At 69.4% G+C, this 21,521-nt stretch carries 16 protein-coding genes and 1 tRNA gene; 10 read left to right on the top strand and 7 right to left on the bottom strand.

The window, feature by feature from the left end; all coding sequences use genetic code 11:
• Positions 1 to 56 precede the first annotated feature (56 nt).
• From gltB to ACTJI8_RS02120, 6 genes are all read left to right on the top strand, one after another.
• Positions 57 to 4,574 (top strand): glutamate synthase large subunit, encoded by a 4,518-nt coding sequence (gltB, locus tag ACTJI8_RS02145; RefSeq protein ID WP_440731760.1) that lies wholly within the window; start codon positions 57 to 59, stop codon positions 4,572 to 4,574.
• Positions 4,567 to 6,030 carry a glutamate synthase subunit beta gene (locus ACTJI8_RS02140; protein ID WP_440731759.1) on the top strand — a complete coding sequence of 488 codons (1,464 nt, stop codon included), beginning with the start codon at positions 4,567 to 4,569 and terminating at the stop codon, positions 6,028 to 6,030. Before gltB ends, ACTJI8_RS02140 begins: the two co-directional genes overlap by 8 nt.
• A 57-nt stretch (positions 6,031 to 6,087) precedes the next feature.
• Positions 6,088 to 7,533, top strand: a complete 1,446-nt coding sequence (pyk, locus tag ACTJI8_RS02135) for a pyruvate kinase (protein WP_440731758.1) — start codon at positions 6,088 to 6,090, stop codon at positions 7,531 to 7,533.
• A gap of 72 nt (positions 7,534 to 7,605) precedes the next feature.
• Positions 7,606 to 7,691 (top strand) — tRNA-Leu (locus tag ACTJI8_RS02130).
• Between the two features lie 42 nt (positions 7,692 to 7,733).
• Positions 7,734 to 8,351, top strand: a complete 618-nt coding sequence (locus tag ACTJI8_RS02125) for an ANTAR domain-containing response regulator (protein ID WP_045252013.1) — start codon at positions 7,734 to 7,736, stop codon at positions 8,349 to 8,351.
• 4 nt (positions 8,352 to 8,355) lie between these two features.
• On the top strand, positions 8,356 to 8,907 hold the full coding sequence (locus ACTJI8_RS02120; protein ID WP_440731757.1) for a GNAT family N-acetyltransferase: 552 nt from the start codon (positions 8,356 to 8,358) through the stop codon (positions 8,905 to 8,907).
• Positions 8,908 to 8,911: 4 nt separating this feature from the next.
• On the opposite strand, the gene ACTJI8_RS02115 is transcribed toward ACTJI8_RS02120, so the two are convergent.
• Positions 8,912 to 9,310 (bottom strand): hotdog fold thioesterase, encoded by a 399-nt coding sequence (locus tag ACTJI8_RS02115; RefSeq protein WP_440732429.1) that lies wholly within the window; start codon positions 9,308 to 9,310, stop codon positions 8,912 to 8,914.
• 93 nt (positions 9,311 to 9,403) lie between these two features.
• Between ACTJI8_RS02115 and polA the strand changes: the two genes are divergently transcribed.
• The 4 genes from polA to ACTJI8_RS02095 all read left to right on the top strand — a co-directional run bounded on the left by polA (position 9,404) and on the right by ACTJI8_RS02095 (position 15,772).
• Positions 9,404 to 12,037: a DNA polymerase I gene (polA, locus tag ACTJI8_RS02110; protein ID WP_440731756.1), complete on the top strand. Its 2,634-nt coding sequence runs from the start codon at positions 9,404 to 9,406 to the stop codon at positions 12,035 to 12,037.
• 93 nt (positions 12,038 to 12,130) lie between these two features.
• The gene (locus tag ACTJI8_RS02105) at positions 12,131 to 13,816 is read left to right on the top strand and encodes a DUF885 domain-containing protein (protein ID WP_440731755.1); all 1,686 of its coding nucleotides are present in this window, start codon (positions 12,131 to 12,133) and stop codon (positions 13,814 to 13,816) included.
• An 84-nt stretch (positions 13,817 to 13,900) separates the two neighbouring features.
• Entirely contained in the window at positions 13,901 to 14,935 is a 1,035-nt protein-coding gene (locus ACTJI8_RS02100; RefSeq protein WP_440731754.1) for an LLM class flavin-dependent oxidoreductase, read from the top strand.
• Between the two features lie 69 nt (positions 14,936 to 15,004).
• A complete protein-coding gene (locus ACTJI8_RS02095) occupies positions 15,005 to 15,772 on the top strand; it encodes an SGNH/GDSL hydrolase family protein (RefSeq protein ID WP_440731753.1) in 768 nt (255 codons plus the stop codon).
• 34 nt (positions 15,773 to 15,806) lie between these two features.
• On the opposite strand, the gene ACTJI8_RS02090 is transcribed toward ACTJI8_RS02095, so the two are convergent.
• From ACTJI8_RS02090 to ACTJI8_RS02065, 6 genes are all read right to left on the bottom strand, one after another.
• Positions 15,807 to 16,544: an amino acid ABC transporter ATP-binding protein gene (locus ACTJI8_RS02090; RefSeq protein WP_440731752.1), complete on the bottom strand. Its 738-nt coding sequence runs from the start codon at positions 16,542 to 16,544 to the stop codon at positions 15,807 to 15,809.
• Positions 16,541 to 17,407, bottom strand: a complete 867-nt coding sequence (locus ACTJI8_RS02085; RefSeq protein ID WP_440731751.1) for an amino acid ABC transporter permease — start codon at positions 17,405 to 17,407, stop codon at positions 16,541 to 16,543. Before ACTJI8_RS02085 ends, ACTJI8_RS02090 begins: the two co-directional genes overlap by 4 nt.
• Positions 17,404 to 18,267: an ABC transporter substrate-binding protein gene (locus tag ACTJI8_RS02080; RefSeq protein ID WP_440731750.1), complete on the bottom strand. Its 864-nt coding sequence runs from the start codon at positions 18,265 to 18,267 to the stop codon at positions 17,404 to 17,406. The genes ACTJI8_RS02085 and ACTJI8_RS02080 overlap by 4 nt, the downstream gene beginning before the upstream one ends.
• A 62-nt stretch (positions 18,268 to 18,329) precedes the next feature.
• Positions 18,330 to 18,761, bottom strand: coding sequence for a cupin domain-containing protein (locus tag ACTJI8_RS02075; protein WP_440731749.1), 432 nt, complete (start codon positions 18,759 to 18,761; stop codon positions 18,330 to 18,332).
• Positions 18,762 to 18,772: 11 nt separating this feature from the next.
• Complete coding sequence (locus ACTJI8_RS02070) at positions 18,773 to 20,068, bottom strand: amidohydrolase family protein (protein ID WP_440731748.1); 1,296 nt, start codon at positions 20,066 to 20,068, stop codon at positions 18,773 to 18,775.
• The gene (locus ACTJI8_RS02065) at positions 20,065 to 21,507 is read right to left on the bottom strand and encodes an adenosylhomocysteinase (protein ID WP_440731747.1); all 1,443 of its coding nucleotides are present in this window, start codon (positions 21,505 to 21,507) and stop codon (positions 20,065 to 20,067) included. Before ACTJI8_RS02065 ends, ACTJI8_RS02070 begins: the two co-directional genes overlap by 4 nt.
• Positions 21,508 to 21,521: the final 14 nt, after the last annotated feature.

Raw genomic sequence — 21,521 nt, 5'->3', positions numbered from 1 at the left:
TGGTGTACTTCCAGCCTCCCCACGGCGCTTCCGGCGCTTACCCCCCGAAGCAGGGGATGTACAACCCCGCGTTCGAGAAGGACGCCTGCGGCCTGGCCATGGTCGCGACGCTCCGCGGGGAGCCGGGCCACGACATCATCGCGCTCGCCCTCGAGGCGCTGCGCAACCTGGAGCACCGCGGCGCGATCGGCTCCGACGCGGGCACCGGCGACGGCGCCGGGATCCTGACGCAGATGCCGGACGCGTTCCTGCGTGCGGTCACCTCGTTCGAGCTTCCTCCGGTGGGCGAGTACGCGGCCGGGCTCGCCTTCCTCCCGCTCGACTCGCGGTCGCGTCGCGAGCAGAAGGCCGGGATCGAGAAGATCGCGCGCGCCGAGGGCCTCACCGTGCTCGGCTGGCGCGAGGTGCCCACCGCGAACCAGCACCTCGGCAAGCTCGCCGACGAGGCCCGCCCCGCCTTCGAGCAGCTGTTCGTCTCGCGCCCCGCCTCGAGCGGAGCCGAGGCGCTTTCCGGCATCGCGCTGGACCGGGTCGCCTACAGGCTGCGCAAGCGCGCCGGCCATGAGCTCGGGGCCTACTTCGTCTCGCTGTCCGCCCGCACGCTGGGCTACAAGGGCATGGTCACGACTCTGCAGCTGGAGCCGTTCTACCCCGACCTGCAGGACGAGCGCTTCGCCTCCGAGCTCGCGGTGGTGCACTCCCGGTACTCGACCAACACCTTCCCGTCCTGGCCGCTCGCGCAGCCGCTGCGCATGCTCGCGCACAACGGCGAGATCAACACCGTCGGCGGCAACCGCAACTGGATGCGCGCCCGCCAGTCGCAGCTCGAGTCCGAGCTGCTCGGCGACATCCGCCCGCTGCTGCCGATCTGCACCGACGGTGCGAGCGACTCCGCCTCGTTCGACGAGGTGCTCGAGCTGCTCACCCTCACCGGGCGCAGCCTGCCGCACTCCGTGATGATGATGGTGCCGGCTGCCTGGGAGCGTCAGACGGACCTGGATCCGGACCTGCGCGCGTTCTACGAGTACCACGCGAACCAGATGGAGCCGTGGGACGGTCCCGCCGCGCTCATCTTCACCGACGGCACCGTCGTGGGCGCAACGCTCGACCGCAACGGACTGCGCCCTGGGCGCTGGACCGAGACGACGGACGGCCTCGTCGTGATCGGCAGCGAGACCGGTGTCCTGGAGTTCGAGCCCGAGCGCATCAAGCGCCGCGGCCGCCTGCAGCCCGGCACGATGTTCGTCGTCGACACCGCCCAGCGCCGCATCGTGGAGGACGAAGAGGTCAAGCGAGACCTCGCCGCCCTGCACCCGTGGCAGGAGTGGCTCGATGAGGGACGCGTGCGCCTCGCCGATCTGCCGGAGCGGGAGCACATCGTGCACCCGGTCGCATCGATCACCCGTCGTCAGCGCACCTTCGGCTACACCGAGGAAGAGGTGCGGATCCTGCTCACCCCGATGGGGCAGACCGGCGCCGAACCGCTCGGCGCCATGGGCAGCGATGCGCCGATCGCGGTGCTCTCGGAGCGTCCGCGGCTGCTCTTCGACTACTTCGTGCAGCAGTTCGCGCAGGTCACCAACCCGCCGCTGGACGCGATCCGCGAAGAGGTCGTCACGAGCCTCTCGCTCGGTCTCGGGCCGGAGCGCAACCTGCTGGACTGGGGACCCGACCACGCACGCACGATCGTGCTCGACTTCCCCGTCATCGACAACGACGAGCTCGCCAAGCTCCGTCACATCGATCGCGCCCGCCCGGAGCGCTCCAGCGCGACGATCAAGGGGCTCTACCATTTCGATCTGGGTCCGCACGCGCTCGCCCGGCGCCTCGAGGAGATGTGCGCCGAGGTCGACGCCGCGATCGAGGACGGCGCGGAGCTGATCATCCTCAGCGACCGGGACTCCAACAAGGACCTCGTCCCGATCCCGTCGCTGCTCATGCTGTCCGCGGTGCACCACCACCTCATCCGCCGTGAGGACCGGATGAAGGTCGGACTGATCGTCGAGGCCGGTGACGTGCGCGAAGTGCACCACGTCGCGACCTTGATCGGTTACGGCGCCTCCGCGGTGAACCCCTACCTCGCGATGGAGACGGTGGAGCACCTCGTGCGCACCGGCTACATCACCGGCATCACGCCGGAGAAGGCCGTCCGCAACCTGATCTACGCGCTCGGCAAGGGCGTGCTCAAGATCATGTCCAAGATGGGCATCTCCACGGTCGGCTCGTACGCCGGCGCGCAGGTGTTCGAGGCGGTCGGCCTCAGCCAGGAGCTCGTCGACGCGTACTTCACCGGCACCGAGACCAAGCTCGGCGGCATCGGCATCGAGGACGTCTTCGCCGAGAACCAGGCGCGCCACGACTTCGCCTACCCCGAGGACGCCGCGGCGCGTGCGCACGAGCGCCTCTGGACGGGCGGCGAGTACCAGTGGCGCCGTGACGGCTCGCCGCACCTGTTCAACCCGGACACCGTGTTCCGTCTGCAGCACTCGACGCGCACCCGGCGGTACGACATCTTCCGCGAGTACACGCAGCTCGTGGACGACCAGGCCAAGGAGCTGAAGACCCTGCGCGGCCTGTTCGAGCTGCGCACGGGGCAGCGCCCGCCGGTGCCGATCGACGAGGTCGAACCCGTGTCCTCCATCGTCAAGCGGTTCTCCACCGGTGCGATGAGCTACGGATCCATCTCGCAGGAGGCGCACGAGACGCTCGCGATCGCGATGAACCGTCTCGGCGCGAAGTCGAACACCGGCGAGGGCGGTGAGGATCCGGATCGCCTGGTCGACCCGGAGCGCCGCAGCGCGATCAAGCAGGTCGCGTCCGGCCGTTTCGGCGTGACCAGCCAGTACCTCACCGCGGCCGACGACATCCAGATCAAGCTCGCGCAGGGTGCCAAGCCCGGTGAGGGCGGTCAGCTGCCGCCGCAGAAGGTGTATCCGTGGATCGCGCGCACCCGGCACGCGACGCCCGGGGTCGGGCTCATCTCGCCCCCGCCGCACCACGACATCTACTCGATCGAGGATCTCAAGCAGCTCATCTTCGACCTGAAGCGCGCCAACCCGAACGCCCGGATCCACACCAAGCTGGTCAGCCAGTCCGGCATCGGCGCGGTCGCTGCCGGTGTCGCCAAGGCGCTCAGCGACGTCGTGCTGGTCTCCGGCCACGACGGTGGCACGGGCGCGAGCCCGCTAAACTCGCTCAAGCACGCGGGCACCCCGTGGGAGCTCGGCCTCGCCGAGACGCAGCAGACGCTCATGCTCAACGGCATGCGCGACCGCGTCGTGGTGCAGGTCGACGGCCAGCTGAAGACGGGCCGCGACGTGATCATCGGCGCCCTGCTGGGTGCGGAGGAGTTCGGCTTCGCCACGGCGCCGCTCGTGGTGAGCGGCTGCATCATGATGCGCGTGTGCCACCTGGACACCTGCCCGGTCGGCGTCGCCACCCAGAACCCGGTGCTGCGCGAGCGGTTCACGGGCAAGCCCGAGTTCGTCGTGAACTTCATGGAGTTCATCGCGGAGGAGGTGCGCGAGCACCTCGCCGCACTCGGCTTCCGCAGCCTGGAAGAGATCGTGGGCCGGGCGGATCTGCTGCGCACGGACGCGGCCATCAAGCACTGGAAGGCGGACGGTCTCGACCTCGCCCCGGTGCTCGAAGGTCCTGTGTTCCCCGCCGGGGAGCCCCGTCGCAGTGCTCGCGCGCAGGACCACGAGCTGGAGAAGCACTTCGATGCTCCTCTGCTCGAGGCCGCCCGCGAGGCGATCGCTCAGGGCACGCCGGTCTCCTTCGACCTGCCGATCCGCAACACCGAGCGCGCCGTCGGCACGATGCTCGGCCACGAAGTCACCGTGCAGCACGGGGGAGAGGGGCTGCCCGCGGGCACGATCCGGATCTCCCTGCACGGCACTGCGGGGCAGTCGCTCGGCGCGTTCCTGCCGCGGGGCATCTCGATCTGTCTGGAGGGCGACGCGAACGACTACGTCGGAAAGGGTCTCTCCGGTGGCGAGATCGCGGTCCGTCCGCATCCCGATGCGACATTCGTGCCGCAGCACAACGTGATCGCCGGCAACGTGATCGGCTACGGCGCGACCAGCGGCACGATCCACATCTCCGGCGTGGTCGGGGAGCGGTTCCTGGTTCGCAACTCCGGGGCGACGGCCGTCGCCGAGGGCGTGGGCGACCACGCGCTCGAGTACATGACCGGCGGCGTCGCCGTGATCCTCGGCAGCACGGGACGCAACCTCGGCGCCGGCATGTCCGGCGGCATCGCTTACGTGCGCGATCTGCACACCGAGCGCGTGAACCCGCTTTCGCTGAGCGCGGGGGAGCTGGAGCTCCTGGCTCTCGACGAGGTGGACACGCAGGAGCTGCGCGAGCTGCTGACGCAGCATGTGGAGCGCACCGGATCCCCACTCGCGGCGGAGATCCTGGCGGACGACGACTTCGCCGCCTCTTTCACGAAGATCCTGCCGCGGGACTACGCCGCCGTGCTGCGCACCCGCGCAGAGGCAGAGGCCGAGGGGATCGACCCCGACGGCTCCATCGTCTGGACCCGCATCCTGGAGGTGACCGGTGGCTGACCCCAAGGGCTTTCTGACCGTCACGGAGCGCGAGCTCCCCGCCCGCCGGCCCGTTCCGGTCCGCATCATGGACTGGAAGGAGGTGTACGAGCCGGGCGATTCGGCCGTGCTCCGCCGCCAGGCGAGCCGCTGCATGGACTGCGGTGTGCCGTTCTGCCACCAGGGCTGCCCGCTCGGCAACCTCATCCCGGAGTGGAACGATCTCACGTGGCGCGGCGAAGGCCGCGCGGCGATCGACCGCCTGCACGCGACGAACAACTTCCCGGAGTTCACCGGACGGCTGTGCCCGGCGCCGTGCGAGAGCGCCTGCGTGCTGGGCATCAATCAGCCCGCCGTCACGATCAAGCAGATCGAGGTCTCGATCATCGACGAGGCCTTCGCCTCGGGCTGGGTCGAGGCGCAGCCGCCGGAACGGCTCACGGGCAAGACCGTCGCCGTGGTCGGATCCGGCCCCGCCGGTCTCGCCGCCGCTCAGCAGCTCACGCGTGCAGGGCACACCGTCGCGGTGTTCGAGCGCGACGACCGCATCGGCGGGCTGCTGCGCTACGGCATCCCGGACTTCAAGATGGAGAAGTCGCACCTCGACGCGCGCCTGCGCCAGATGTCCGAGGAGGGCACGCGGTTCCGCGCCGGCGTGAACATCGGCACCGACATCAGCTGGGCCGATCTGCGCGCCCGGTACGACGCCGTGGTGATCGCGACCGGGGCGACCCTGCCGCGCGAGCTCGCGATCCCCGGACGGGACCTGGACGGCGTGCACTTCGCCATGGAGTACCTGGTCGAGTCGAACAAGGCCGTCGCCGGGGATCCCGTGTCGAACCAGATCACCGCCGAGGGCAAGCACGTGATCGTGATCGGCGGCGGCGACACCGGTGCCGACTGCATCGGCACCGCGCACCGTCAGGGCGCGCTCAGCGTGACGAACCTCGCGATCGGACGGCAGCCGTCGTCGGGACGCCCGGAGCACCAGCCCTGGCCGATGATGCCGACCGTGTTCGAGGTCTCCTCGGCGCACGAGGAGGGCGGGGAGCGGCAGTACCTGGCCTCCACCGTGGAGTTCCTCGGCAACGAGGCGGGCGAGGTGCGCGCATTGCGCGTCGCCGAGACCGAGTTCGTGGACGGCCGTCGCGTTCCCAAGAGCGGCAGCGAGCGGGAGATCCCCGCGGATCTGGTGCTCATCGCGATGGGCTTCACCGGCCCCGAGTACGAGGCGTACGGCGAGGACGGTCCGCAGCGCACCGAGCGCGGCGCGTTCCGGCGTGACGAGGACTACGCATCCACCATCCCGGGCGTGTTCGTCGCCGGCGACGCCGGACGAGGCCAGTCCCTCATCGTGTGGGCGATCGCCGAGGGACGCGCCGCAGCGGCCGCTGTGGACAGGCACCTCATGGGACAGACCGTGCTGCCCGCTCCGGTCCGCCCGTCTGATGTCGCGATCGGGGTCCAGCCCGCGTAGGCTGGCCCCGGCCTCGTGGCCCTTATTCCATCCCCCTGACACTTATCGGAGAACGCATTGAGACGTGCCAAAATCGTGGCCACACTCGGCCCCGCAACCTCGACGTATGAAACGGTGCGGGCCCTCATCGATGCGGGGGTCGATGTCGCCCGGCTGAACCTCAGCCACGGGGACTACTCCGTGCACGAGAACAACTACGCGAACGTCCGCCGCGCGGCGGAGGACTCCGGTCGCGCCGTCGCCGTCCTCGTCGACCTGCAGGGCCCGAAGATCCGCCTCGGCAAGTTCGAGGCCGGCCCCTACGAGCTCGCGGTCGGCGACATCTTCAAGATCACGACCGAGGACATCCTGGGCAACAAGGACATCTGCGGAACGACCTTCAAGGGCCTTCCGCAGGACGTCAAGCCCGGCGACTTCCTCCTCATCGACGACGGCAAGGTCCGCGTCGAGGTCATCGAGACCGACGGCACCGTCGTCACCACGCGTGTCGTGGTCGCCGGCGCCGTGTCCAACAACAAGGGCATCAACCTGCCCGGCGTCGCGGTCAGCGTCCCCGCGCTGAGCGAGAAGGACGAGGACGACCTGCGCTGGGGTCTGCGCATCGGCGCCGATCTCATCGCGCTGTCGTTCGTCCGTGACGCGTCCGACGTCACCCGCGTGCACGAGATCATGGCCGAAGAGGGTGTGAAGGTCCCGGTCATCGCGAAGATCGAGAAGCCGCAGGCCGTCGACAACCTCGAGAGCATCGTCGACGCGTTCGACGGCATCATGGTCGCCCGCGGCGACCTGGGCGTCGAGCTGCCGCTGGAGGCGGTCCCGATCGTGCAGAAGCAGGCGGTCGAGCTCGCCCGCCGCATGGCGAAGCCCGTCATCGTCGCGACCCAGATGCTCGAGTCGATGATCTCCAGCCCGGTGCCGACCCGCGCCGAGACCTCCGATGTCGCGAACGCCGTCCTCGACGGCGCCGACGCCGTCATGCTCTCGGGCGAGACCAGCGTGGGCGACTATCCCGTCATCGTCGTGGAGACGATGGCTCGGATCATCGAGTCCACCGAGGACCACGGCCTGGAGCGGATCGCCCCGCTGACCACCAAGCCGCGCACCCAGGGCGGCGCGATCACGCTCGCGGCTCTCGAGGTCGCCGAATTCGTCGAGGCCAAGTTCCTCTGCGTGTTCACGCAGTCGGGCGATTCGGCGCGGCGCCTGTCGCGACTCCGTTCGCGCATCCCCATGCTCGCGTACACGCCGGATCCGGCGATCCGCCGCCGTATGGCCGTCACCTGGGGCGTCAGCACGAGCCTGGTGAACTTCGTGCCGCACACCGACATGATGTTCCACCAGGTCGACGAGCATCTGCTCGGGTCGGGCCTCGCCGAAGTGGGCGACAAGGTCGTGGTCATCTCCGGCTCCCCTCCCGGGATCGTCGGATCGACGAACGACCTGCGCATCCACCGTGTCGGCGACACCGTTCACGGCGCCGCTCCGGCCTATCAGGCCAAGTAGGACGCGCACACGAGGGCCGGCCCCATGGGGCCGGCCCTCGTGGCATCCGCAGGTGCGCTACAGTCGATCCGGGCCGGCGTGGCGGAATGGCAGACGCGGAGCACTCAAAATGCTCTATCCGGAAGGGTGTGTGGGTTCGAGTCCCACCGCCGGCACCATGGTTCACAAGATCCGAAACTGCTGTCCAGTAGGATGGATCCGTGACTGAAGAGCAGCAGCCTGAGCAGCCCGCCTCGTCCGCTCCGCGACGCGTTGTCGTCGCCGAGGACGAGTCGCTGATCCGCCTCGACATCGTCGAGATCCTCCGCGACAACGGCTTCGATGTCGTCGGCGAAGCCGGAGACGGAGAGACCGCGGTGCAGTTGGCCACGGAGCTGCGTCCCGACCTCGTCATCATGGACGTGAAGATGCCCCAGCTCGACGGCATCAGCGCCGCGGAGAAGCTGCACAAGGGCAACATCGCGCCCGTCGTGCTGCTCACCGCGTTCAGTCAGAAGGAGCTCGTCGAGCGCGCGAGCGAGGCCGGTGCCCTGGCCTACGTCGTCAAGCCGTTCACGCCGAACGACCTTCTCCCGGCCATCGAGATCGCCCTGGCCCGCCACGAGCAGATCATCACGCTCGAGGCCGAGGTCGCGGACATGGTCGAGCGCTTCGAGACCCGCAAGCTCGTCGACCGGGCCAAGGGCCTGCTGAACGAGAAGATGGGCCTCAGCGAGCCCGAGGCGTTCCGCTGGATCCAGAAGGCGTCGATGGATCGCCGCCTCACCATGCAGGACGTGGCGAAGGCGATCATCGAGCAGCTCGCCCCCAAGAAGTAAGGGCGTGGATCTCGGCGACGGGATCCTGCTCCGCCCGCTTCTTCCCGGAGACGGCGCCGAGCTCGCCGCGGCGTACACCCGTAACCGCGCTCACCTCGCGCCGTGGGAGCCGCTCCGCACAGCGGAGTTCTTCACCACCGCGCGCCAGGACGAGTTCGTCCGAGAGTCTCTGCGCGGTGTGCACGAAGGGCGTACTGCCGCCTACGTGCTGGAGGACGCCGACCACCGCATCGTGGGACGGGTGAACCTCAGCGACATCGTGCGCGGGGCGTTCTGGAGTGCGCACCTCGGCTACTGGATCGACAAGGACCTGACGGGCCGCGGGGTCATGCGCGCCGCGGTCTCCGCCGTCTGCGCGCTCGCACGTGACGACCTCGGACTGCACCGGGTCCAGGCGGCGACGCTCGTGCACAACGAGGCGTCGCAGCGCGTGCTGCGGGCCATCGGCTTCACCGAGATCGGTCACGCTGCGCGCTACCTGCGCATCGCGGGGGAGTGGCAGGACCACCTGCTGTTCCAGCGGATCCTGGAGGATGCTCCGGACAGCGGGTCCTGAGCGGTCAGGCGCCGGGAAGGTCCTTGATCATGTTCGTGATCCGGATCGTGGAGCAGCGCCGGCCCTGATCGTCGCTCACGGCGATCTCGTGCACGGTGATGCTGCGGCCCAGGTGCACCGGGGTGCACACGCCCGTGACGACGCCGCTGGTGGCCGAGCGCGTGTGGGTCGCGTTGATGTCGACGCCCACCGCGAGTCGCCCGGGGCCGGCATGCAGGTTCGCCGCCATCGAGCCCAGAGACTCGCCGAGCACGACATAGGCGCCGCCGTGCATGAGCCCGACCGGCTGCGTGTTTCCTTCGACCGGCATCGTGGCCACGCAGCGGTCCACCGAGAACTCGACCCAGCTCAGACCCATCTTCTCCGCCAGGGCGCCCATGCCGCGTTCGACCGCCCAGTCCATCCCGGAGCCGGTCGGTGCAGCGGTCGTGTCCACAGGGTCGCTCACGCGGATCCTCCTCGATTCGATGTCCGCAGGGCTCGTTAGGCTGGAGTCGTGACGGACTCCGCAAAGCCTACCCTCATGGTCGTCGACGGCCATTCGCTCGCATACCGGGCGTTCTTCGCCCTTCCGGTGGAGAACTTCACCACAAAGGACAACCAGCACACGAACGCCATCTACGGCTTCCTGTCGATGCTGGTGAACCTCATCAAGGCGGAGCGGCCGACGCACATGGCGATCGCCTTCGACACGTCGCGGCACTCGTTCCGCACCGACGTGTACCCGGAGTACAAGGCGACCCGCTCGGAGACCCCTTCGGAGTTCCGCGGGCAGATCCCGCTGCTGCAGGACTGCCTCGCGGCGATGTCGATCCCGGTCCTGACGAAGGAGGGCATCGAAGCCGATGACATCCTCGCCACGCTCGCCGCGCAGGGATCCTCGCAGGGCTTCGACGTGCTCGTCGTCTCCGGGGACCGCGACACGATCCAGCTCGTGAACGACGAGGTCACGCTGCTCTACCCGAACGTGCAGGGCGTGTCGCAGCTCAAGCGCTACGACCCGATCGCCGTGCAGGAGCGCTACGGCGTGCGCCCCGAGCAGTACCCCGACATCGCCGCTCTCGTGGGTGAGACGAGCGACAACCTGCCCGGCGTGCCGAAGGTGGGCGAGAAGACCGCCGTGAAATGGCTCACGCAGTTCGGATCGCTCGATGAGCTGCTCGATCGCGCCGACGAGATCAAAGGCGTCGTGGGCGGAAACCTCCGCGAGCACATCGAGGACGTGCGCCGCAACCGCAAGCTGAACCGGCTGCTGCAGGACGTCGAGCTCCCCGTCGGCCCCTCAGACCTCGAGACGCGTCCGATCGACGCGCAGGCCGTGCGCGACATCTTCGCCCGCCTGGAGTTCCGCACGCTGCTGCCGCGGGTGTTCGAGGCGGTCGGCGAGGATGCGCCCGCCGAGGAGACCGCTGCCACCGTCGCCGTACCGGCTGCCACGGAGCTCTCCGTCGAAGGGGTCGCGGCGTGGCTCGCCACAGCCACCGGCGACGTCGCGGTCGAGGTGACCGCCGCCGGCGGACTGCCACGGCGCGTGGGGCTCGCGCACGGCGACGACCTCGTCGAGCTCTCATGGTCGCCGCAGGTGCAGGCCGCTCTCGCCGATTGGCTCGCGTCCGACGCGCCGAAGATCTTCCACGACGCGAAGCCGCAGGTGAAGGCACTGCACAGCGCAGGCGTGCGCCTGGGCGGGCTGGCCTACGACACGAACCTCGCGGGATGGCTGCTCCGCCCGAGCTATCCCGACAAGACGCTCGCCGACCTCGTCGACCGCTACCTGGGTGAGAAGCTGCCGGAGGCGGATCCGAGCCAGCTCGTGCCCGAGACCGAGGGCGCTTCGCCGGCGCAGCTCGCCTGGTTCGCGGCACGCGTGGCCACCGCCCTCCGCGCGGATGTGCCGGAGAGCGTCGACCGGGTGCTCCGCGAGATCGAGCTGCCCACCCTCATCACCCTCGCCGACATGGAGCTCGCGGGCGTCGCGGTCTCGCACGAGATCCTCTCCGGCTTCTCGCAGGAGCTGGGAGAGCGCGCGAGCCGCATCGCGGAGGAGTCCTTCGCGATCATCGAGCGCGAAGTGAACCTCGGCTCGCCCAAGCAGCTGCAGGAGGTCCTCTTCGAGCAGCTCGAGCTGCCGAAGACCCGCAAGACCAAGACCGGGTACTCGACCGACGCGGCCGTGCTCGCCGATCTGCAGGAGAGCAACCCGCATCCGTTCCTCGATCTGCTGCTGCAGCACCGTGAGGCCACGAAGCTCCGGCAGATCATCGAGTCGCTCGACACGGCCATCCGCGCCGACCACCGCGTCCACACGACCTATGTGCAGACGGGCAGCCAGACGGGCCGGCTCAGCAGCACCGACCCGAACCTGCAGAACATCCCGGTGCGCACCGAGGAGTCGCGGCGCATTCGCAGCGCGTTCCAGGTCGGCGAGGGCTACGAGACGCTGCTGACGGCGGACTACTCGCAGATCGAGATGCGCATCATGGCGCACCTCTCCGGCGACGAAGGCCTCATCGAGGCCTTCAACTCGGGGGAGGACCTGCACCGGTTCGTGGGTGCGCGCGTGTTCGGCGTGGAGCCCGAGGAGGTCACGCCGGCCATGCGCACCAAGGTCAAGGCCATGTCCTACGGCCTGGTCTACGGTCTCAGCGCCTTCGGCCTGTCCAAGCAGCTGCGCATCGAGCAGTCCGAGGCGAAGCAGCTCATGATGGAGTACTTCGCCCGCTTCGGCGCCGTGCGCGACTACCTGCGCGCCTCGGTGATCGCCGCGAAGGAGGTCGGCTACACCGAGACGATCTTCGGGCGACGCCGACCGTTCCCGGACCTCGTCAGCCCGAACCGCGTGCTCCGTGAGAACGCCGAGCGCGCGGCGCTCAACGCTCCGATCCAGGGCAGTGCGGCCGACATCATGAAGGTCGCGCTGTTCCGCATCCACGCCGACCTGCTCGAGGCCGGCCTCGCCTCCCGGGTGCTGCTGCAAATCCACGACGAACTCGTGGTCGAGGTGGCGCCCGGGGAATGGGATGCCACCGAGCGCATCGTTCGCGAGCGCATGGCCGGCGCCGCGGACCTGTCTGTGCCGCTGGACGTGCAGGTCGGTCGCGGCGGCGACTGGAACGAGGCCGCGCACTGACGCAACGCCGCGGAACGGGAACCGCTCCACGATGCGCGCCCTCAGCCGCGTCGTTCCGTGGAGCGGAGCCCGTTCCGTGGATAGGCTCAAGGGATGACCGCAGAGCAGCCCACGACGCGCAGGCCGTCCACCATCGATCACATCGCGGAGGGCTGGGTCGACACCCTGGCTGAACTCTCGCCGATCCTCGGCACCTACATCGGCCGCAACGAGGTGAACGGCCGCCTCGACGACTTCAGCCCGGCGGGCCACGAGCACGCCATCGCCCAGACCCGCCGCGTACTCGCAGAGCTCGAGGCGGCGGAGCCCGTCGACGAGATCGACCGGGTCACCAAGACGGATCTCTCCGCCGAGCTCGGGCTGACGCTGGAGCAGCACGATGCGCAGTGGCATCTGCGTGACCTGAACGTCATCGCCTCCGCCGCACAGGATGTGCGCCAGGCTTTCGACCTCATGCCGACGGCGACGGCCGATGACTGGAGCGTCATCGCCGAGCGTCTCGGCGCGATTCCCGCCGCGCTGGACGGATATGTCGAGACTCTGCGCGAGGGCATCGCGAAGGGTGTCGTCCCGGCCCGGCGACAGGTCGTCGAGGTCGCCACGCAGATCGCGCGGTACACGGCCGACGACGGCTTCTTCGCCGCGTTCGTCGCCGAGGCCTCGACCGAAGAGGGACAGCTGCCCGCGAGCCTCGCCCGCGACCTCGCCGACCGCTCCGCCGCCGCCCGCGTCGCCTACGACGGCCTGCGCACGTTCCTCAGCGCTGAACTCGCTCCCGTCGCCGGCGAACAGGACGCGGTGGGACGCGAGCTGTACGCCCTGGCTTCTCGCCGGTTCCTCGGAGCGACGATCGACATCGACGAGACCTACGAATGGGGCCGCGAAGAGCTCGCGCGCATGGTCGCCGAGCAGACCGCCATCGCGAACGAGATCCTGCCCGGATCCACCGTCGAGGAGGCCGTGGCCCACCTCGAGGCCGACTCTGCGCGCAAGCTCGTCGGCACCGACGCCCTGCAGCGATGGATGCAGGAGACCAGCGATCGGGCGATCGCCGAGCTCGGCGCCTCGCATTTCGACATCCCGGAGCAGATCCGCGAACTGGAATGCATGATCGCGCCGACGCAGGAGGGCGGGATCTACTACACCGGCCCGACCGATGACTTCTCCCGTCCCGGCCGCATGTGGTGGTCGGTGCCGGAGGGCGTCACGGAGTTCGACACCTGGCGCGAGCTCACCACCGTCTACCACGAGGGCGTTCCCGGGCACCACCTGCAGATCGCCCAGGCCACGTACAACCGGGCGGAGCTGAACACCTGGCGTCGCGTGCTCGCCGGCACCTCCGGTCACGCGGAGGGCTGGGCGCTCTACGCCGAGCGCCTCATGGAGCAGCTCGGCTACCTCGACGATCCCGCCGACCGACTTGGCATGCTGGACGGGCAGCGCATGCGCGCGCTGCGCGTGGTGCTCGACATCGGCGTGCATCTCGGCAAGCCGCGCCTCGACGGCGAGGGTGTCTGGGATCACGACTACGCACTCGACATGATGCGTCGCAACGTGAACATGTCCGACGAGTTCCGACAGTTCGAGGTGAACCGCTACCTCGGCTGGCCGGGGCAGGCGCCGTCGTACAAGGTCGGCCAGCGCATCTGGGAGCAGGTCCGCGACGCGGTCAAGGAGCGCGAGGGCGATGCCTTCGACATCAAGGCGTTCCACAAGCGCGCCCTCGACATGGGCGGGGTCGGGCTCGACACGCTGCGGAGCGTGTTCCAGGTCGACTGAGCGCGCTCGCTCCGGCCCGAGGGGTCGCGGGAATGTCCGCGGCCCCTTCCCGGTTTATTCAGCTGAATAGAAAGAGGATCGGGTATGGACATCGAGTTCGGGCTGGACACGTTCGGCGACATCACGGTCGACGCGGAGGGGAACACCCTCAGCGGCGCGCAGACCATCCGCAACATCGTCGAGCAAGCCGCCCTCGCGGACCGCGTCGGAGTCGACTTCTTCGGCGTGGGGGAGCACCACCGCAAGGACTTCGCCGTGTCGAGCCCGGAGATGGTGCTGGCCGCGATCGCTTCCCGCACCGAGCGGCTGCGCCTGGGCACGGCCGTCACCGTGCTGAGCTCGGACGATCCCGTGCGCGTCTACGAGCGCTTCGCCACGCTCGACGCGCTCTCCGGCGGTCGCGCCGAGGTGGTGCTGGGACGCGGCTCCTTCACCGAATCCTTCCCGCTGTTCGGCTTCGATCTGCGCGACTACGACCGGCTCTTCGAGGAGAAGCTCGAACTGTTCGTCGAGCTTCTCAAGGAGGAGCCCGTGAACTGGCAGGGAACCGTCCGGCCCCCGCTCGAGAACGCCGACGTCTTCCCGAAGACCGCCGCAGGCATGCGCACCTGGGTGGGCGTCGGGGGATCGCCGGAGTCGGTCGTGCGCGTCGCGCGACACGGCCTCGGGCTCATGCTCGCGATCATCGGTGGACCGGCGGCGCGGTTCCGCCCGTTCATCGACCTGTACCACCGCTCCGTCGACGCGTTCGGGAACAAGGCGCTCCCCATCGCGGTGCACTCACCGGGGCACATCGCCGACACCGACGACGAGGCCTGGTCCACCGCGTACCCGGGCTTCGAGACGATGCGCAACACGATCGGCGCCGAGCGGGGCTGGGGCACCGGGTACAGCCGAGCCCAGTTCCAGAACGAGGTGGGTCCGGAAGGCGCCGTCTACGCCGGTTCGCCGGAGCGGGTCGCCGCCAAGATCGCCGACACGGTGCGCACTCTCGGTCTCGGCCGGTTCGATCTCAAGTACGCGACAGGTACGACCTCGCACGAGGCGCTCATGCGCAGCATCGAGCTCTACGGCACCGAGGTGATCCCGCGGGTGCGGAAGCTGCTCGCAGAGGACTGATCCACGTCGGTCGCTGACGGGGCCGGACGGTCGTGCGTCTGTCCGGCCCCGTCGTCGTAGGCTGAACGGATGAGTGCTGTTCGTTTCGTCGCCATCGGCGACTCCTTCAGTGAGGGCGTCGGCGACGAGCTTCCCGACGGCACGGTCCGCGGGTGGGCCGATCTCGCCGCGCTGGGCTGGGCGGATGCGCTCGGCGAGCCGATCGCCTATGCGAACCTGGCGATCCGCGGACGCCTCGCATGGCCGGTGGTCGAGGAGCAGCTGGAACCGGCCCTGGCCCTGAAGCCGACCCACTTGTCCTTCAACGCCGGCGGCAACGACATGCTGCGCCCCAAGGCCGACATCGAGCACATCGCCGATGCGTTCACGCGGGTGCTCCGGCGTTGCGACGAGGCCGGCGCCACCCTCATCGTGCTCTCCGGAGCGAACCCCTCGGGACAACTCCCGTTGTCATCACTGATCCAGCGCCGCGGCGACGAGCTGTCCGCCGCTGTGCTCCGCCGGATCCAGGATCGCCCCGACGTGCTCCAGGCGCTGAACTGGCCGGACCGCCAACTCAGCCGACCCGAGTACTGGGCCGAGGATCGCCTCCACATGAATGCCAACGGACATCACCGCGTGGCCGCGAGGGTGCTGGATGCCGTCGGCGTCGGTGCCCCCGAAGAGTGGTGGCAGGCCCGCGACGTGCCGGAGGAGGAGCCCCTGAGCACCGCCGCGTACTACCGGCGGCACGTCGGGCCCTGGATCAAGCGCCGTGTGACGCGCCGGTCTTCCGGCGACGGCCGCCGGCCGAAGTTCGCCGACTGGACCGAGATCAGACCGTCTTCCGCGGGCTGAGCAGGTCGCGCGATACTGCTCAGCCCCCGTGCGGTCAGTGCGAGACGCGGGCGAGGAACTCGGCTGTCGCAGGGTGCTGCGGTGCGTCGAAGATCTGCTGGGGCGGTCCCTGCTCCACGAGCACGCCGTCCTTGAGGAAGACGACCCGATCGGCGACGTCGCGCGCGAAGGACATCTCGTGCGTGGCCATGAGGATCGTGGTACCGCGCCCCTTGAGCTCCCGGACGAGATCGAGCACCTCGCCGACGAGCTGCGGGTCGAGGGCACTTGTGATCTCGTCGAGGAGCAGCAGCTCGGGATCCGTGAGGATCGCCCGCACGATCGCGACGCGTTGCTGCTGTCCACCGGAGAGCCGATCGGGGTAGGCGTCGGCCTTGTCTCCGAGGCCGAGTGCCGTCAGCAGTTCCCTGCCGCGCCGGCTCGCCTCCGCCTTCGGCATGCGGTGCACGCGCCGGGCTGCGAGAGTGACGTTGTCGAGCACGGTGAGGTGCGGGAACAGGTTGAAGTGCTGGAACACGACCCCGATCCGTGCGCGAATCGCGTCCGCATCGATCCGCGGATCCGTGATGTCGGTTCCCGAGAGCAGGATCTGCCCGTCATCGACGCGCTCGATGAGGTTCATCGTGCGGAGGAGCGTGGACTTTCCGGATCCGGACGCGCCGATGAGCACGACGACCTCATGCGCATCGACGGCCAGGTCGATCCCGCGCAGCACATCATGGTCGCCGAAGCGCTTGCGCACTCCGATCGCTTCGATCACGGGGGCGGTCATACGATCCCTCCGGCCTGCTCGCGCTTGTTGAGACGCGCGGTGACGACGTCCGTGAGACGGATCATCGGCCAGCTCAGGATCACGAAGAAGAGTCCGGCGACGATGTACGGCGTGAAGTTGAACGTCTCGGCGACCTGCAGCTGAGCCGCACGGACCGCGTCGATGGCGCCGAGGACTGAGATGAGTCCCACGTCCTTCTGCATCGAGACGAAGTCGTTCATGAGCGCGGGAACGACCTTGCGCACGCCCTGTGGGATCACGACGATCCGCAGGGTCTGCCCATGCGTGAGACCCAGCGACCGGGCGGCGACCCGCTGAGACGGGTGCACGGCCTCCATGCCGGCGCGGAGCACTTCGGAGACGTACGCCGAATAACTGATCACGAGGGCGATCGTGCCCCAGAACATCGCGGGCATCCGGGGGAAGATCATGAGCGCCGGGATCCCGAAGCCCACCAGATACAACACGATCAGCAGCGGGACGCCGCGGAAGAAGTCCGTGTACGCGGCCGCGAGAAGACGCAGCGGGAAGAACACCGGACCGCGAAGGGAGCGCAGGACGGCGAGCAGCGTGCCCAGCAGCGCTACGCAGACCGCCGCGATCACGAGCACGAGGATGTTGAGCAGCAGGCCCTGGAAGATCGGGCCCACGCTCGCGATCGCCACCTTCGGATCGAAGAAGGTCTCACGCACGACCTTCCATCCCGGGGTGTTGGCGATGACGATGACGAGGACGCCAGCCACCACCAGGCTGCTCAGCAGTGCGAGCAGAACGGAAAGCGTCGTCGCACGGCGGCGCTGTGCGCGACGCGACAGCTCGAGGGGGCTCGGCTGCCACGCCGCGTCGGCGAGGGGAGAGGTCACTTCAGGACGGGGACGTTCACGGCCTCGCTGAGCCACTTCTTCTGCAGCTCGGCGATGGTGCCGTTCTTCCGCAGGGCGTCCACGGCCTTGGTGACGGCCGGAGTCAGCGCGGAATTCTTCGGGAGCACGAAGGCGAACTGGTCTCCGCCCTTGTCATCGGCGAACTGGCCGATCACGCTGGCGTTCTCGAGCTGTGCCCCGGTCACGTAGAACGCCCCGGGCAGATCGGTGATCATCGCGTCGATCTGGCCGCCCTTGAGAGCCTGGACGACATCGTCGACCGAGTTGAAGACGCTGAGGTCGCCGGTGCCGAGCTGCGCCTTCGCGACGGTGTAGCTCGTCGTGCCGGTGGCGACGCCGACCTTGGCCTTCTTGAGGTCGGCGATGCTCGTGGCCGTGGCGGCGGGGGTGCCCTTCGCGGCGACGACCGCCTGAGTGGTCGTGTAGTACGACGACGAGAAGTCGACGGCCTTCTTGCGGTCCTCGGAGATCGAGAACTGCTGGATGTTGAGATCCCAGTCCTTGGGGCCGGGAGCGATCGCGGCGTCGAAGCCGGTGCGCGTCCAGACGATCTGCTTGTCGGAGAACCCGAGCTCGGTGGCGACGGCGTGGGCGACAGCACCCTCGAAGCCCTTGCCGTTGGCGGGGTCGTTGTCGATGAACCAGGGCTCGTAGTCGGGGTCGCCCGTGGCGATCGTGAGCTTGCCCGCAGTGACGGTCTGCAGGGCGGCGCCGGTGGCGTCCGCACCAGCGGACGGCGTGGACGACGAGGCGGGGCCGCTGCAGGCGGCAAGGACGAGGGCGGCGGCGACGACCGTCGCCGTGAGCGCGGTGCGGCGCAGAGCGGGTGCGAGGGACACGGGGACTCCTGAGGTGCGGGGGCGGGGGCGGACGGGTATGGCTGCGGGCGCAGGTGCCCCGTTCATACCGTAGAGGAATCGGCGAGACGCCAGTCGGCGAAGTCGAAACCGGGCGAAACGAAACAGGAGACCAGCACCTCGCTGTCGTCGAGGGGGCGTGCGGCCTGCCAGACTCCGGCGGGGACCAGCGCCTGCGCGGCATCGCCGGGGCCCAGCACGATCTTCTCGGCTTCTCCCGGAGCGGCTCCGGATCCGCCGAGACTCAGCTCGAGGCGGCCGGGGCCGTGCCAGAGCCAGAGTTCGTCGCTGGAGACGACGTGCCACGCGCTGGATTCCTCCGGCGTGAGGAGATAGTGGATGCAGGTGGCCGCGGGGCGCGTGCCGCCGACGGTCTCGACCGGAATGGCGCTCGTCCAGGTGCGGCGGAACCAGCCTCCTTCGGGGTGCGGTTCGAGATCGAGGCGGATCGCGGTCGCGGGAACAGGCGCAGTCATGGGTGGCTCCGTTACAGGGCGGTCAGGGGTGTTTCGAAGGCGGCGGTCGCGTGTCGGACCTCGCCGGCGATGACGGTGGCAGCGGATCGCCCCGCGCCGGACTCCACGAGCTCGACGACCGCGTCCGCCCCCGGTGCGACGTCGAAGAACGCCAGGTCTGCGAGCGCGCCCACGGCGAGGTAGCCGGTGCGGTCCGGGCCGACGTCGATCCCCATGGCGTGCGCGCCACCCAGGGTCGCGGCGTTCAGGAGCCGCGCGTGCAGGTCACGGTCGGTGTACCCCTGCGACCGGGCGATGCGTGCGAGCTCGGCGACGTCCGCGAGCAGGTCCAGCGAGGGGCTGGACGAGAGCGAGTCGGTCCCCACCGCGATCGGGTTGCCCTCGCGCAGGTATGCGGCGATCGGCGGCTCCTCCAACCCGATGACGGCGTTCGAGCGGGGGCACAGCGCGACGCTCGTGTGCCGTTCGCGCAGGATCGCCCGATCGCGCGCGCTCATGTAGACGCCGTGAGCGATATGGCAGTCGGGTCCGAGTACCCCGAGCTGGTCCACGAACTCGGTCGCGCTCGTGCCGAAGCCGGCGTCGCGCAGCTCCTGGAAGCTCGCCAGGCCCGCTGTATGCCAGGCGTGCGCCTGATCGTGCGCGAACTCGCTCTCGAACGCCGCCTCACCGAGGTGGATGTGTATGCGTCCGCCGCGCTCGCGGACGATGTCAGGGATCTCCAGGAGTGGTTCGATATCGAGCGAGTAGGGGGCGTGCGGCGACAGCCCGGTGCCGGGGGGAGTGGGCAGTGCGTCGAGCGACTCCTCCACCTGACGGCGTCCGGTGCGGGCCCACTCCGCGTTGGTCCAGCTCATCACCTCCCAGTAGGTGATGCCGTGCAACCCCGCATCGTGCAGTGCGGATGCCGCGGTGCGGTCGGTCACGACATCGGCGGCGGCAGTCGTCCCGCTGCGGATCAGGCGCGACGCGCCGTCCGCCGCATCCGCGGCCCAGTCCCGTCCCTGCTCGTACACGGGGTCGAACGCCGTCGCCCAGTCCTCGAATCCGCGATACCGGCCTCGGCCTACCTCCGCCATGCCGGTGTACTGCAGGTGGGTGTGCGCGTTGACCAGCCCAGGTATCAGTACGCCGGGCCAGTGCACTTCTGAGGGCGTGAGACCCCGATCCGAGAGGGATCTCCGCACCCAGGCACGTTCACCCACGTGCAGGATCCTGCCGTTCTGCACGGCCACCGCGCCGTCGGTGATCGGCGGTGCCGTGATCGGCAACACCTGGCCCGCGGAGTAGAGAGTGACGTCGTTCATGCAACGTCCTCCCGGCGGTAGCGAGGGGAGCGCCAGCCCTGCTGCGCGCGCTGCTGCGCCGTGCTGCGGACATCGACGGCCTCGCCGCGCGCCGCGAGAGCAGCACGGGCGACGAGCTCGTCGGCGTCGCCGGGGAACGGGTGCACTCCCGCCGGCAGCGGCGAGGCGAGCAGCTGCTCGACAGCAGACAGCTGCACCGCGAACGACAGGTCCATGATCTCGATCGGGTTGCCCTCCGCCGCGGCAAGGTTGACGCAGCCTCCTCGAGCCACGAGCAGGGCGCCGTCGCCGACCTGCTCCAGGTGCGGGAGCACGGCTCCCGCGTGCGAGACCGGCTGCAGGCTCGTGGGGTCGAGGTCCACCTCCTCGGGCACGCCGCCGGCCACGGCCACGACGCGGGCCGCGCGGAGGGTCTCGGCATCGATCGTGTGCGGCGCACCTGTGGCCGAGACGACAAGGGCGTTCGGCGCGAGATCGCTCAGAAGACCGGTCGCATAGCCGTCGTGCGCGGCGCGCAGGGCGCGCACCGGATCCGTCTCCGTCACGCCGACCGCGGCGCCGAGTGCGCGCAGATGCGCCGCGACGCCCTCACCGACGGGGCCGTAGCCGACCACGACCGCAGGCTGGTCCCGAATTCCGATACCTGCCACGTCCAGAACGTCGGCGATCGCGAACACACAGGATTGACCGGTGCCGTAGCGGTTGTCGAAGGCTGTCTTCATGGGCGCGTCGTTGACGGCGATCACCGGGATCCGCAGCGCGCCTTCGGCCGCCATCCGGCGCAGGGGAGTCAGCCCGCTCGTCGTCTCCTCAGCCGCGCCTCTGAGGTCGGCCAGGACATCGGCCTCGTGCGCGAGCCGGATCAAGTGCGAACCGTCATCAAGCAGCAGCTCGTGGCCCCGGCGGAGGAACGCGACGGCGGCTTCACGCTCTGCGACGCCGGACAGCGCAGGATCCCCGTCGACCGGAATACCTCGAGCGCGCAGAGCGGCGGCCACGTCGACGTCGATCTCATCCGGGTGGGCGTAGACCGCGACTTCGGCGCCAGCGTCGCGCAGGAGCAGGGCGAGCTGCGCCGTCTTCGGCTCGAGGACCATCGCGATGCCGATGCGAACGCCGCGCACCGCACCTGTGTCCCTCAGCCTCGCGGCGATGTCGCGCGACACGGGCATGTGGTCGCCCGCGAAGTCGATCCGGTCATCGGCGCCCTCCCGCGGAGGGAACGGGGCCCCGTCGAGCAGGATCTCGGCCTCTTCCCCCGGGACGAACGCGACGGCGCCATCGCCCACGCGAGCTCCGAGGCGAACGAGAAGCGTGCGGAGTTCGTCGGGAACATCGCCTTCGCCGATGACGTCGAAGGTTCGGCCTGCTACCAGCAGGTTGGTGTCGCGGGCGAACCGTCGCACGAGTCGCTCGGCGGTCAGGAGGGCTTCGGGCACGTGTTCAGCGTAGA

It is taken from the genome of Microbacterium sp. 22303, assembly GCF_052045265.1.
In the GTDB taxonomy this organism is placed as follows: Bacteria; Actinomycetota; Actinomycetes; order Actinomycetales; family Microbacteriaceae; genus Microbacterium.
Note: the sequence above shows the minus strand (reverse complement) of the source record. Positions and strands in the feature narration are given on the sequence as shown.

Excerpts from the sequence above, each read along its gene's own strand:
- ACTJI8_RS02095 (WP_440731753.1), top strand. The coding sequence starts at position 15,005 with ATGAGTGCTGTTCGTTTCGTCGCCATCGGCGACTCCTTCAGTGAGGGC.
- ACTJI8_RS02075 (WP_440731749.1), bottom strand. The coding sequence starts at position 18,761 with ATGACTGCGCCTGTTCCCGCGACCGCGATCCGCCTCGATCTCGAACCG.
- ACTJI8_RS02090 (WP_440731752.1), bottom strand. The coding sequence starts at position 16,544 with ATGACCGCCCCCGTGATCGAAGCGATCGGAGTGCGCAAGCGCTTCGGC.
- ACTJI8_RS02070 (WP_440731748.1), bottom strand. The coding sequence starts at position 20,068 with ATGAACGACGTCACTCTCTACTCCGCGGGCCAGGTGTTGCCGATCACG.
- ACTJI8_RS02100 (WP_440731754.1), top strand. The coding sequence starts at position 13,901 with ATGGACATCGAGTTCGGGCTGGACACGTTCGGCGACATCACGGTCGAC.
- ACTJI8_RS02115 (WP_440732429.1), bottom strand. The coding sequence starts at position 9,310 with ATGGACTGGGCGGTCGAACGCGGCATGGGCGCCCTGGCGGAGAAGATG.
- gltB (WP_440731760.1), top strand. The coding sequence starts at position 57 with ATGTACAACCCCGCGTTCGAGAAGGACGCCTGCGGCCTGGCCATGGTC.
- ACTJI8_RS02105 (WP_440731755.1), top strand. The coding sequence starts at position 12,131 with ATGACCGCAGAGCAGCCCACGACGCGCAGGCCGTCCACCATCGATCAC.